The 13,092-nt window shown below is 33.4% G+C and carries 13 protein-coding genes; 12 read left to right on the top strand and 1 reads right to left on the bottom strand.

Going from position 1 to position 13,092, the window contains the following annotated elements; genetic code table 11:
* The first annotated feature begins 101 nt into the window (after nucleotides 1-101).
* From NK213_RS04955 to NK213_RS04900, 12 genes are all read left to right on the top strand, one after another.
* A complete protein-coding gene (locus tag NK213_RS04955) occupies nucleotides 102-890 on the top strand; it encodes a DKNYY domain-containing protein (RefSeq protein ID WP_253347324.1) in 789 nt (262 codons plus the stop codon).
* 157 nt (nucleotides 891-1,047) lie between these two features.
* On the top strand, nucleotides 1,048-1,599 hold the full coding sequence (locus NK213_RS04950; RefSeq protein WP_253347323.1) for a hypothetical protein: 552 nt from the start codon (nucleotides 1,048-1,050) through the stop codon (nucleotides 1,597-1,599).
* Nucleotides 1,600-1,662: 63 nt separating this feature from the next.
* On the top strand, nucleotides 1,663-2,199 hold the full coding sequence (locus NK213_RS04945; protein ID WP_253347322.1) for a hypothetical protein: 537 nt from the start codon (nucleotides 1,663-1,665) through the stop codon (nucleotides 2,197-2,199).
* A gap of 144 nt (nucleotides 2,200-2,343) precedes the next feature.
* Entirely contained in the window at nucleotides 2,344-3,435 is a 1,092-nt protein-coding gene (locus NK213_RS04940) for a carbohydrate kinase (RefSeq protein ID WP_253347320.1), read from the top strand.
* Nucleotides 3,432-4,349 carry a pseudouridine-5'-phosphate glycosidase gene (locus tag NK213_RS04935; RefSeq protein ID WP_253347318.1) on the top strand — a complete coding sequence of 306 codons (918 nt, stop codon included), beginning with the start codon at nucleotides 3,432-3,434 and terminating at the stop codon, nucleotides 4,347-4,349. The genes NK213_RS04940 and NK213_RS04935 overlap by 4 nt, the downstream gene beginning before the upstream one ends.
* 510 nt (nucleotides 4,350-4,859) lie before the next feature.
* On the top strand, nucleotides 4,860-5,318 hold the full coding sequence (locus NK213_RS04930; protein WP_253347317.1) for a tetratricopeptide repeat protein: 459 nt from the start codon (nucleotides 4,860-4,862) through the stop codon (nucleotides 5,316-5,318).
* Nucleotides 5,319-5,459: 141 nt separating this feature from the next.
* Nucleotides 5,460-6,794: a 4Fe-4S dicluster domain-containing protein gene (locus NK213_RS04925; protein ID WP_253347315.1), complete on the top strand. Its 1,335-nt coding sequence runs from the start codon at nucleotides 5,460-5,462 to the stop codon at nucleotides 6,792-6,794.
* A 14-nt stretch (nucleotides 6,795-6,808) separates the two neighbouring features.
* A complete protein-coding gene (locus tag NK213_RS04920) occupies nucleotides 6,809-7,354 on the top strand; it encodes a BMC domain-containing protein (protein WP_253347313.1) in 546 nt (181 codons plus the stop codon).
* A gap of 367 nt (nucleotides 7,355-7,721) precedes the next feature.
* Entirely contained in the window at nucleotides 7,722-8,300 is a 579-nt protein-coding gene (locus NK213_RS04915; protein ID WP_253347311.1) for a TetR/AcrR family transcriptional regulator, read from the top strand.
* A gap of 3 nt (nucleotides 8,301-8,303) precedes the next feature.
* The gene (locus tag NK213_RS04910; RefSeq protein WP_253347309.1) at nucleotides 8,304-10,955 is read left to right on the top strand and encodes a cation-translocating P-type ATPase; all 2,652 of its coding nucleotides are present in this window, start codon (nucleotides 8,304-8,306) and stop codon (nucleotides 10,953-10,955) included.
* A 124-nt stretch (nucleotides 10,956-11,079) separates the two neighbouring features.
* Entirely contained in the window at nucleotides 11,080-11,973 is an 894-nt protein-coding gene (locus tag NK213_RS04905) for a multidrug resistance efflux transporter family protein (RefSeq protein ID WP_253347307.1), read from the top strand.
* A gap of 590 nt (nucleotides 11,974-12,563) precedes the next feature.
* Nucleotides 12,564-12,809 (top strand): hypothetical protein, encoded by a 246-nt coding sequence (locus NK213_RS04900; RefSeq protein ID WP_253347305.1) that lies wholly within the window; start codon nucleotides 12,564-12,566, stop codon nucleotides 12,807-12,809.
* Here NK213_RS04900 and NK213_RS04895 read toward each other — a convergent pair.
* Nucleotides 12,806-13,092 (bottom strand): integrase core domain-containing protein (locus tag NK213_RS04895; protein WP_253347303.1); only part of this gene is annotated, 287 nt, incomplete at its 5' end. The genes NK213_RS04900 and NK213_RS04895 overlap by 4 nt on opposite strands.

Here is a 13,092-nt window from a genome sequence, read left to right as displayed (position 1 = left end):
TTCTTTTTATTTAAAGCAGTAAATAAAAAAATTTTTATTATTCACCGAAAGTTCACATATAAATGTTATAATACAAAATATAAAAAAGGAGTGTCGGATATATGAAAAAGATAATAATTTTTCTAATAACAGGAGTTATGTTATGTGCATTTCAGGAATTAAGATATCCTTCCGGCTATAGAATAAGCGGTGACAGAGTGTTTTATACTTATATTGAACTGGCCGGAATGGATATGGAAACATTTGAAATTTTGAATGAAAGATACGCCAAAGATAAGAATGCTGTTTACTTTGAAGGAAAAGTCATAGAAAATCTTAATCCCGGCGATTTTATCGTTATAGGAGATTTTTTTGGGAAAAGTAAGGATAAGGTGTACATAAGCAACAGGATAATAGATAATGCCGATGTTCACAGTTTTGTAACGCTGGGCAACAGTTACAGCAAAGACAGGAATCATGTGTTTTTTGGTGCTGAAATACTGAAGAATGCAGATCCGGTGACTTTTACAGCTTTTAATAACAAATATTCCAAAGATAAAAACAGTGTTTATTTTTGGGGAGAAGTAATGTCAGGTGCAGATGCTGTTACGTTTGAATGTCTGAATGATGAATACGGACGTGATAAAAATAAGGTTTATTATAACAAAAGAGAGGTTAAAAAAGCAGAATCTGCCACATTTCAGATATTAAACGGGATTTTTGCAAAGGATAAAAACCATGTTTATGTTTCGGGTGGAATTTTGGAAAAAGCTGATGTAAAAACATTTCAGGTATTGGGAAATTACGGATATGCCAAAGATAAAAGATATGTCTATAACTATAAAAAAATATTAGACGGGGAAAAACCCGCTGATTTTGTTCCCCCTCCTGAGCCTGTGATTATGTATTAGAATTTGTTCTGTCATATTGAATAGCTTGATATAGAAATTCAAAAACAATAATGCTCAAAACTACATTCTTACAGCTGAATTCAAGCTTGACACTAGTTTGATAAAATGCTAGACTGAATTAATAATTTAAAACTATTATAAAGAAAGATGGTGTTTTATGAAAAAAATATTATTTTTATTACTATTGATTTTTAGCATGGGTATATATTCAAAGTCTTTTTCTGAAACTGATAAAAAAGAGGTTTTGAAACAGTTTTCGGAACTTCAGAGTGCATTTAAAAAGAAAAATGGAAATTCTCTTTCAGCATATGTGGCTTATCCGCTGAAAGACGGAAATACTAAAAGTGTAATCTGGAAGAACAGCAGTGAGTTTATAAAAGAATTTAAAGATCCGGAAAGTTATGTGTTTTTTCATATAGATGAACTGAAAGTGAATCCGGAAACAGGACAGATAGATAATGTGGAAGAGAGACTGATTAGTAAGAGTCCGGAAGGCGGAGATACATTCTTGGATGTAACGGGACAATTTCTCACTCCTGCTGCTGATGAAGCTGAATTTTATTACGGTACTTCAGGAGCTTCAAAAAGTGATGATCTTTTCGTGGTTACAGTATCACTTTATGATGATATGGTAGACGGATCGAGTTATTATATTTTTACACTAAAAGATAACAAGCTGAAATTAATATCTTTTCTTCAGCTTCCATAATAAACAAATTATAAATTATCGTAAAAACAATAAATAAAAAAAATCAAAAGAAAGCGGTGTTTTATGAAAAAAGTTTTATTTTTATTATTTTTAATTTTTAGCATTGGAATTTATTCGGAAACTTTCAGCGAAACTGATAAAAAAGAAGTTTTGAAACAGTTTGCGGAATTCCAGAAAGCAGTAAAAAATAAGGATGCAGCAGCAATATCAAAGTATATTTCTTATCCGTTAACAGACGGGAATACAAAGGAAGTAATCTGGAAAAACAGTAATGATCTGGCAAAAGACCTGAAAAATAAGGATTCGTACACTTTTTATTCCATAGGTGAATTAAAAGTAGATCCTAATACAAATAAGATAACTAATGTAGAAGAACGTATATTGGAAAAAAACGGGGAATTCGGGGATGAATATCTGGATGTAACCGGAAGATTTCTGGATACCAATGATGTAGAAGGCACTATTTACGAAGGAATTGATAAACCGCATTTTGTAGTAGTGGTAAGTGTATATGACGACATGTTTGAGGGCGGGACATACTATCTCTTTACGCTTGAAAATAAAAAGCTGGAGCTGATTTCCACATTTCAGCTTCCATAAATAAATATGATCACTGTATTATCTGATGAATTTTCTGTCAGAAATGCAGTGATTTTTTTATTGAAAAAAATTCTTGACATATAAATAAAAAAATGATATCCTAAATATAAGTTTAAAAAACTAATTTATGTTTAGGTGATAGAGATGACAGAAAGAGAAAGGGAGATATTACATCTCATAAGGGAAAATCCCATGATATCTCAGGAAGAGATAGCAAAAAAAATAGGAATAACGAGAACTTCTGTAGCTGTACATATAAGTAATATAATGAAAAAAGGAATTATACTCGGAAAAGGATATATAATTAATGAAAGTCCTTATATTATGGTAATCGGGGGAACCAATGTAGATATACAGGGTTTTTCCAGAAGTGAACTGAGAGCACATGATTCTAATCCCGGATATGTAGGTGTTTCATTCGGCGGAGTCGGGAAAAATATAGCAGAAAATGTAGCCAGACTGGATATAAATACTAAATTTATAACAGTATTCGGAAACGACCTTTATGGTGAAAAGATAAAGGATCATCTGACAAAACTGGATATTGACGTAAGTGATTCACTGATTCTGGAAAATGAAGAGACTTCTATTTATCTTTCTATTCTGGATTCTAACGGTGAAATGAATGTAGCCATATCTTCAATGGAGATATTCAAAAAGCTGAAGCCTGAATATCTGAAAGCAAGAAACAAAAAGATAGAAGGTGCGGAAATAATAATAGTAGATACGAATCTGGAAACAGAAACTATTAATTACATTACGAACTACAATGCAAAAACAAAAATAATGCTTGATACAGTATCTACAAAGAAATCAGAGAAGGTAAAAGACATAATCGGAAGATTTCATACAATAAAGCCGAACAAAATAGAGGCAGAACTGCTTTCAGGAATAAAAATAAATTCTGATTCTGATCTTGACAGAGCAGGAAAGTTTTTCCTTGAAGCCGGCATAAAAAATATATTTATAACTCTTGGAAGTGACGGAGTATACTATATAAACGATAAGAAAAAAGGAATAATAAAAAATCCTAAAGTAACACCTGTAAATGTAACAGGCGGAGGAGATGCCTTCGTAGCAGGAATAGCACATGCGGAATTTATGGGGAAAGACATAGATGAAGCGGCAAAATTCGGAATAGGAGCAAGTATACTCACTATTCTTGATGAAAATACAATAAGTGATAAAATATCAGTAGAAAACATAGAGAATAAAATTAAGGAGATGAAACTATGAAAAATTTTATGAAGTACCTTGAAGTAAGTAAAGAAGTGAAAGAAGCACTGGAAAACAACAAACCTGTGGTAGCTCTGGAGTCAACAATTATATCGCACGGAATGCCATTTCCACAGAATTATGAAACAGCTTTGAAAGTAGAAAAAGTAATAAGAGAAGCAGGTGCAATACCGGCAACAATAGCAATATTAAACGGGAAATTAAAAGTGGGATTATCTCCTGAAGAAATAGAATTTTTAGGAAAAGAAGGAAGCAAAATCATAAAAGTAAGCAGAAGAGATCTTCCTTACATCGTGGCAAATAAATTAAACGGAGCAACAACAGTAGCAACTACAATGATAATCTCTGAAATGGCAGGAATAAAAGTATTCGCTACAGGAGGAATCGGAGGAGTGCATAGAGGAGCAGAAACAACAATGGATATTTCAGCTGACCTTGAGGAATTATCAAATACAAATGTAGCAGTAATATGTGCCGGTGCAAAATCTATCCTTGACCTTGGATTAACTCTGGAATACCTTGAAACTCACGGAGTACCAGTATTAGGATATCAAACTAAAAAACTTCCTGCATTCTTCACAAGAGAGAGCGAATTTGACCTTGATTACAAAATAGACAGTCCAAAAGAACTGGCAGATATAATAACTGCAAAATGGGAAATGGGATTAAACGGAGGAGTAGTAATAGCAAATCCGATTCCTGTGGAATACTCAATGGACTATAACGAAATAAGCAAGTCAATAGAGGAAGCAGTAAAAGAAGCAGAAGCAAACGGAATAAAAGGAAAAGAAAGTACACCGTTCCTTCTTGCTAAAATAAAAGAAATTACTAAAGGAAAAAGCCTTGAGGCAAATATCCAGCTTGTATATAATAACGCAAAACTAGCTTCAGAAATAGCAGGAAATATGAAATAGTAACTTCCTTATAAAATATAAAGAGCAAATATGAGTATATCAGACATATCTGCTCTTTTTTATTTATAATAATTAAGTACCAGAAGTAATACAAAAATTTGGAGATGGAAATTAATGATTAAAAAAAAGTGAAGAATAGTAAAAAAGAATTATACAGTTGATTTATTTTTTTGATTTTAGTATAATGGCTTTACAAAAAAATAAATGCATTATCAAAAGTAAAAAAATCATATAAATATTATTTTTATAAGTAATATCAGGTGTAAAATTAATTTTATCGTTCAGAATATTTACAATTCAAGATAAAAGTATGGAAAATAAAAGCTTTGATTTTTAAAGCAAAATAAGGAATTGAAAAATTTGTATTTACAATATTGTGTTATGCGGAAAATAAATGATACTTACCTAATTTAAAATACATAAAAACAGAAGAGTATAATAAAATTCCGAATAATTCAGGGAGAGTTTAAAACGATAAAATTTATAAAAATAAATAAAAGGAGAAGACTGTTGATTATAAAAACAATACTAATACCAGCTTTTTTTATGATAATAGTTGTCATTCCCGTGGTAAAAAAAATAACAGATAATTTCAGGGAAAAAAAATATATGCAGGAGATAAGAAAAAACAGAAGTATAGAAGCACTGAAAAATCTGGGGTTTTTATATTTGAAGCAAAAAAGATACAAGGAATCCGAAAGATGCTTTGAAATAGCGGCGGAAGAAGAGGATACAGGTGCTTTCAGCGGGCTTGGAGCGTTGTATATCATACTGAAAGATTACGGCAAAGCGGAAGACTGTTTTATGAAAGCATTGGAAAAAGGATGTGCTTCAGCAATGTATAATCTCGGTGCTCTTTATTATATACAAAGAAATTATGAAAAATCAGAGAAATATTATAAAATGGCTTTGGAAAACGGATATGAAAAAGCTGGGAAAATGCTTGTGAAATTACAAAAAAAGCACTAAATAAAGGCTAAAAGTAAAATTGTTATTATAATCAAAGTAAAATTATTACAGTAAAAATATGGACATTTGTAAAAGTATGAGGTAAAATTTAGTTAGTGAGTAAAAAAATCAAAAAACGGAGGATAAAGAGTAGGTGATAAGATGAATTTTTTAGATGCTGTTTACAATGCGGGAGTGGTAGGGGCCGGCGGAGCTGGATTTCCCACACATATGAAAATGACAAAAGAGGTAGGGACTTTTATTGTAAATGGTGCAGAGTGTGAGCCGCTGTTGGAGGTAGACAAGTTTTTGATGAGGGATAAAACTTATGAACTCATAAAAGGTATGGAAATAATTGCCGGAAATCTAAAAGCTGACAGAGTGGTTCTTGGTTTAAAAAAGAAATATAAAGCCGAAATTAAGAAACTTAGCGACACAATAATAGAACTGGATTCAAGAGTTGAACTGTTTTTGATGGAAAATTTTTACCCTGCCGGGGATGAACAGATAATGGTAAAGGATATTACCGGAAAGTCTATACCCGCAGGTGGGATTCCGCTGGATGTGGATGCAGTTGTTTCGAATGTAGGGACGGTTATTAATGTCTATGAAGCAATAGAAGAAAAACCTGTAACAAAGAAATATGTTTCTGTTCTGGGAGAAGTAAATAATCCTATTATGCTAGAAGTGCCTATAGGAACTCCTTTTGAAGAATGCATAAAAAGAGCCGGAGGGACAAAAATAAAGAACTATGCCATAATAGAAGGCGGTCCGATGATGGGGAAAATAGTTCATAAGGAAGAACTGGCAGAGAAGGCAGTGATAAAAACAACAGGTGCGTTGATAATACTTCCGGAAGACCACTATGTAATAAAGAGAAAAGAAAGACCCGTGGCACATATTCTGAATGAAAGCCGTGCAGCGTGTATTCAGTGCAGAATGTGTACTGATATGTGTCCGAGATATTTGATAGGTCATAAATTAAGACCTCACAGGGTAATGAGGGCAATGGGAATGGGAGAAGAGGACGAGGAAGTCCTGATGGAAGCTTTGATATGCTGTGAATGTAATGTATGTGAATTATTTGCCTGTCCTATGGGAATTTCTCCGAAATCTACCAATACGTATCTAAAAGGCGTATTCAGGGAAAAAGGAGTGCGTTACACAGGGGACAAAGAAATACCTGCGGCGGATGAAATGAGAGATTATCGAAAGATCCCTGTAAACAGACTGATTGCAAGGCTTAATTTAAGCAAGTATTATAATAATAAGATATCTGATCTTCAGGAACTGAAAGCTGATAAAGTAAGAATATTTCTCTCGCAGCATATAGGAAAACCTGCTGTGCCTTTGGTAAAAGAAGGAGACAGGGTAATAGAAGGTCAGAGAATAGCTGAAGTGGGAAGAGATGAGTTCGGAGCAAATATACATGCCAGTATAAACGGAGTTGTATCTAAGATTGAGAAATTGTATATAGAAATTGACGGAATGGTATAGAGAGGTGAAAAGTAGTGTTGACAATTGGTATGATAGAGTTTAACAGCATAGCCAGAGGTATAGAAGCATCAGATGTAATGATGAAAGCAGGAGAAGTGGAACTTATGAGGGCTAATACTATATGTCCCGGAAAATTTATAGCAATGGTTTCAGGAGATATTGCCGCAGTAGAATCTTCCGTTAAAGCCGGTGTAGAAGCAGGTCAGGAAACAGTAGTAAATGAACTCGTGATATCAAGGGTTCATCCCGAAGTAGTCAGGGCAATTAGCGGGACAACAGAACTTGACGAGCTGGGTGCTCTTGGTGTTCTGGAATATTATGATGTAACTACAGCTGTAAACGGGGCAGATGCAGCAGTAAAAGCTGCTAATGTACAGCTGATAGAAGTAAGGCTGGGATTTGCAATAGGCGGAAAGTCTTTTGTGACATTTACAGGTGATGTGGGTGCAGTAAATGAAGCGGTAAAAGCCGGGAATGATCTGGGAAAAGAAATGGGAGTCCTTGTATATTCCACTGTAATTCCAAGTCCAAGAAAAGAGTTATATGAAAAATTATTATAAAATACAAAAAATGAAATATTAGAGAAAAGGCTGTGATGAAAATAACACAGCCTTTTGATTTACATAGAAAAAATTAATAAATTTCTATATTGCTTACTTATGTTTTTTATATGTATAAAATATTATAATTTAATATAAAATAATAAATGTAATAGAAAGAAAAGCTGTTTATTCATAAAAATCTTAGTGTATAAATAACATTGTATTTTTATGATTGAATTTTTTTTATATAATGAATACCAATGTTTAAAGGGTATGTTTGTATATGAAATGTTACATTAATAAAAATTAATTTGTAGAAATTATATTTTTTTGTTAAAATAAAAAAGCAAGTAAGCACTTGCTGTTGAAGATGGAGGAGAAGAAAATGACTTCAAAAGAAAAGATAATTAAAGCGACACTGCGCTTAGCGGCAAATTTAGGAATAAAAGGAACAACTACGAAAAAAATAGCAGAGTCGGCAGAGGTTAATGAAACCACAGTATTTAAAAATTTTAAATGCAAAGATACACTGATTCATGAGGCATTACAGGAAGAGACTGATAAAATAAAAGGTGAAATAGACTGTTTTTTCAGTGAAATCATAGGAACTAAGAGAGAATTGATACATAAAGCCAGTGAATTTATCATGGAGATATATGAAAAATATGAGGATTATATGATGATTACCATAAAAGAACTGGGAAGCAAGGAACTGGAACTGGTGGAACCTAATATCCCAGAATATCTGAAAGAATCAGTGGAAAATAAACTGGATGATTTGCTGACACCGAAAATGACACATAAAGATTCAGAAGCTATTTCGTATATAGTAAACAGTGTTATTTTATTTCTTGCAGCTGACAAAGTCAAAAATAAAATGTACGGGCATCCTAAAAAAGACGAAGTGGAGATAGATTATCTTGCAGATGTATTAGAAAGATTATTAATTATAGATGAGAGGTGAAATATGAAATACGTAACAGAAAACAGAGAAAATGTAGTAAAATTGCTTGGATCAAATGTGAGAACCGGATTAACAGGCGAAAAAGTAAAGGAAATACAGGGTATGGCCGGCTTAAATCAATTTGATGAAGAGAAGAGAGAAACTGTTTTTGAAAAAATAATTCATCAGTTAAAAGAGGTTACAACAATAATATTATTGTTTGCAGCTATAATTTCACTTTATCTTGCGGTTACATCAGGACATGGGTATGCAGAACCGGCAGTAATAATAGCAATAGTGATATTAAATGCCGTTTTGGGAATAAAACAGGAAAGTAATGCTGAGAAAGCTTTAGAGGCTTTAAAAAGATTGAATAATCATACAACTAAAATAATAAGAGATGGAAAAATTGAAGAAATAGATGCTGTGGAATTGGTTCCCGGTGATATACTGGTATTGGAAGCGGGGGATAAAATTCCTGCCGATGCCAGAATACTGGAAAGCAGCGCATTGAAAGTAGAGGAATCTATGCTCACAGGTGAAAGCGTACCTGTGGAAAAAGACCCTGATGCAGTCATTGACGCAGATTCAGCATTGGGAGACAGATTAAATATGCTTTTCTCCGGTTCGCTAATAACAAACGGAAGGGCAAAAGCAATAGTTGTAAGTACAGGTATGAAGACGGAAATGGGGAAGATAGCAGGTCTTCTGAACAATACAGCTAAACTAAAAACTCCTATGCAGATAAGATTGTCGGAACTTGGAAAAAAACTGAGCTTTATTGCTATAGCAGCAGGTATACTGGTATTTATAATAGGTCTTTTACAGGGTGACAGCCCGATGACAATGTTACTGACATCAGTATCGCTGGCAGTGGCGGCAGTACCTGAGACACTGCCGGTTATAGTAACAATAACACTTGCAGGCGGTGTTCAGAATATGGTAAGAAAAAATTCAATAATACGTCGTATTCCAGCAGTAGAAACATTAGGAAGTGCTTCGGTAATATGTTCGGATAAAACAGGAACACTGACACAAAACCGTATGACAATAAAAAAAATATGGACTATAGATACAAAAGCTAAAAAAGCAGAGGAAGATTTTCATGATGAAGAAATGAGAATTCTTGGAATGCTGGCTCTTGCAAGTAATGCAGAAGCAGATAGTTCAGGTGATGAAACAAAAATAATAGGTGATCCTACAGAAACTGCAATTATAAGACTGCTTGATGAAAAGGGAATAAAAAAATCCGAGCTTTCAGAAGAATGGCCTAGATTATTTGAAATTCCTTTTGATTCTGACAGAAAACTAATGACAACTGTACATAAATATAAGGATAAATACTTTACTATTACAAAAGGGGCATTTGACAGAATAGCTGCTGATTGTACCACAGAATCATGCGGACTGGCACAAAAAATACATGACGATTTCGCAGGAGAGGCATTGAGAGTAATTGCCGTGGGATATAAGACTTATGATGAAATGCCTGAAAATCTCACTGCCGGAGAATTAGAAAAAGATCTTATTCTTGCCGGGCTTGTGGGAATGATAGATCCTCCGAGACCTGAGAGCAAAAAAGCAGTAGCTGCTGCTAAAAAAGCAGGAATAAGAACAGTAATGATTACCGGGGATCATATAGTAACAGCTTCTGCAATAGCTCGTGAGCTTGGAATACTTTCTGATAATGAAAAAGCAGTTACAGGACGCGAATTATCAAAAATGTCAGAAGAAGAACTGATAAAAAATGTAAGGGATTATTCTGTTTATGCCAGAGTAAGCCCTGAGGATAAAATACGTATAGTAAAAGCATGGCAGGCAAACGGAGAAGTAGTGGCAATGACAGGTGACGGAGTAAATGATGCACCGGCATTAAAAGCGGCAGATGTAGGGGCTGCAATGGGGATAACAGGTACTGATGTATCCAAAAATGCTGCGGACGTAATACTGACAGATGATAACTTCGCTACTATTGTAGATGCAGTGGCAGAAGGAAGAAGAGTTTATGAAAATATAAGAAAAACAACATACTTTTTGTTAAGCTGTAATATTTCCGAAATATTCATAATGCTTATAGCAATATCCCTTGGATGGGGAGTACCTGTAACAGCGGTACAGCTGCTGCTAATTAACGTAGTGGCTGACGGAATACCGGGCTTTTCACTCAGCAGGGAAAAAATAGAAGAAGGTGCAATGGATAATGATCCTGTACCTAAAAACGCCAGTATATTTTCAAACGGTCTGGCACAGAAAATAGCCGGACAGGCAGTTGTATTCACTATTATTACACTTCTTGGTTTTTATATAGGGCGTGAAGTGGAAATCGGCGGAATGATACCGTCATATGAAATAGGACAGACAATGGCATTTGTAATACTGGGGTGGTCATCAGTAGTTCATATATTTAATGTAAGAAGCAGTGAATCAATATTTAAAACAGGTTTTATGTCAAACAAACTTTTATTCTGGTGTGCAATGCTTTCATTCGGAATAGTATTTCTCGCAGCTGCAATACCGCCGCTGGCAAATACATTTGGTCTCACGGACATGAGTGTGTGGCACTGGATAACAGCTGTAGCACTTTCTGTAGTACCGCTTCTGGCAGTGGAATTAAGAAAATACTATGTAAATAATATACTTGGCAGAAAAACACAGGCAAAACTGGATATCTGTTAAAATAAAATTTTCAGACAGGTTGTTTTATCAAACAAAACAATCTGTCTTTTTAAAATAAAAATTTAATTATATTAATCTCTGTGTTATAATGAATAAAATAATAAACATAATAAGGGAGAGTAATATGAGTCTGTTTTTAGGGATATTGGCGGCGTTCTTTTTTTCAACAACATTTATACTGAACAGAAAGATGGGGATAGAAGGCGGATATTGGCTTTGGAGTGCCATTTTGAGGCATTTTTTTATTTTTATTTTCTTTTTTATCTGGCTTGGTATAAAAAAAGAAATAAAGCCTGTAATAAAAGAAATAAAACTGAATGCCGGTGCATGGTTCTTGTGGGGAAATGTAGGATTTACCGTTTTTTACAGTTTTATATGTTTTGCATCACAGTTCGGACCGTCATGGCTTATAGCCTGTCTGTGGCAGATGACTATTCTTGCAGGAATTCTGCTGACTCCGTTTACATCTGACAGTAAAAAAATTCCTGTAAAGCAGGTTATTTATGCTGTTCTCATATTTGCAGGAGTGATTTTGGTTCAGTTTAGCGGAGAAAAAGAGATTAATATAAAGGATATACTGCTGACTATGGTTCCGATGATAATATCCACAGCGGCGTATCCTCTCGGAAACAGAAAAATGCTTCAGATCTGCGGTGATCATCTTAGTACTGTACAGAGAATATTTGGTATGATACTTTGTACAATGCCGACATGGATTCTTTTATCGGTAATTGCTTATTTTAAAAGGGGATATCCTTCGGCGGGACAGCTGGAAGGATCGTTGATAGTAGCTGTTTTTGCCGGAATTATAGGAACTACATTGTTTTTTAAGGCAACAAAGCTCGCCGGCGGAGATCACAAAAAACTTGCTGCGGTGGAATCTACACAAGCAGCGGAACTGATTTTTGCGCTGATAGGAGAGTTACTTCTTCTGCACGGAAGTTTTCCGTCAATGACAGGATTCGCAGGAATAGCAATAATTATAGCAGGGATAGTTATGTTGAATTTCAGGGCTTAGATGAATAATTTAATATTAGGATAAAAAGAAATTGACTTTGATCTGCACTGTTGATTATTTTAATGAACTGAATACAGACAGAAAACAGGAGTATAGATAAGGTTTATAATAACTTTATTTTAGAAAATCGTGTAAAATTTTATTATTTTACACGATTTTTTTTATAAATTAAAATAACTTTTGTAAAGTAAAAAAATATATAATTTATTATATTGCCGATAAACTTTATTAATCTTCGATAATTGTTTTTAAAAGAAATGAAACATAATTTACTGATATATAAATTTAATGTTGACAATTTTATTGAATAAAAGTATAATATATTTCAAAATAAAAAGTATCGTTCTACACATAAAACTGACTTCATTTTAACAGTTTTCCAGGGGTGGTACAAATTTTAAAATAAATTCTTAGTTAACCATTAGTAGTTTAAAATGAAATAAAAAGTATTTTCTAAATGAATTGAATGTTTTAAGGCTTAATATATATTTACATAGAAAGAATTAGAAATTCATATTTGTATTTGGAAATTATGATTCAATATAAAAACTAAGAATAAAGAAAACTTAAATTTGAAAGGTCAGATTAAAATGAAAAATAAAAAATTAATGATGCTTCTAGCGATGAGCTCAATGGCAAATATTTATGCCGGGACTGAAACAGAATTAAAAACAGGAAAATATGAGAGACTTTATAATAATATGACTAAAAATATGAATAAAGGTCTTTCAAATGATAGCAACTATAAGTTAATTGAAAAAGTATTAAATCAAAGAAATAAAGAGTTGAAAGATTTGTACATGCAATGTAATGGTCAAGCAAAATGGGAACATTAGGATCCAAAGAAATTGAATCTAGCCTGGTAAGGAGTAATAAACCCATTGAAAGTATGAGGTCTCTTTCTGTTGTACCAGACATAAGAGAAATCTTCTATATCAGTATATAAATCCATTTTAGATTTGTAATTTTTAAGATAAATAAGTTCTTGTTTTAAAGTATTAAAATATCTCTCCATAGGAGCATTATCCCATGGATTTCCCTTTCTACTCATACTTTGAACAATACCATTTTTTTTACAAAATAAAGAAAAATTACAAGAAGTAAACTGTGATCCTTGAT

The organism is Sebaldella sp. S0638, from assembly GCF_024158605.1.
Taxonomy (GTDB): domain Bacteria; phylum Fusobacteriota; class Fusobacteriia; order Fusobacteriales; family Leptotrichiaceae; genus Sebaldella.
The sequence above is the reverse complement of the archived record's forward strand: the minus strand, read 5'-3'. Positions and strand labels throughout refer to the sequence as shown.

Bases quoted from the DNA above. Each gene is read 5' to 3' on its own strand.
- NK213_RS04945 (WP_253347322.1), top strand. From the start codon at position 1,663: ATGAAAAAAGTTTTATTTTTATTATTTTTAATTTTTAGCATTGGAATT.
- NK213_RS04955 (WP_253347324.1), top strand. From the start codon at position 102: ATGAAAAAGATAATAATTTTTCTAATAACAGGAGTTATGTTATGTGCA.
- NK213_RS04935 (WP_253347318.1), top strand. From the start codon at position 3,432: ATGAAAAATTTTATGAAGTACCTTGAAGTAAGTAAAGAAGTGAAAGAA.
- NK213_RS04900 (WP_253347305.1), top strand. From the start codon at position 12,564: ATGAAAAATAAAAAATTAATGATGCTTCTAGCGATGAGCTCAATGGCA.
- NK213_RS04950 (WP_253347323.1), top strand. From the start codon at position 1,048: ATGAAAAAAATATTATTTTTATTACTATTGATTTTTAGCATGGGTATA.
- NK213_RS04915 (WP_253347311.1), top strand. From the start codon at position 7,722: ATGACTTCAAAAGAAAAGATAATTAAAGCGACACTGCGCTTAGCGGCA.
- NK213_RS04910 (WP_253347309.1), top strand. From the start codon at position 8,304: ATGAAATACGTAACAGAAAACAGAGAAAATGTAGTAAAATTGCTTGGA.
- NK213_RS04925 (WP_253347315.1), top strand. From the start codon at position 5,460: ATGAATTTTTTAGATGCTGTTTACAATGCGGGAGTGGTAGGGGCCGGC.
- NK213_RS04940 (WP_253347320.1), top strand. From the start codon at position 2,344: ATGACAGAAAGAGAAAGGGAGATATTACATCTCATAAGGGAAAATCCC.
- NK213_RS04905 (WP_253347307.1), top strand. From the start codon at position 11,080: ATGAGTCTGTTTTTAGGGATATTGGCGGCGTTCTTTTTTTCAACAACA.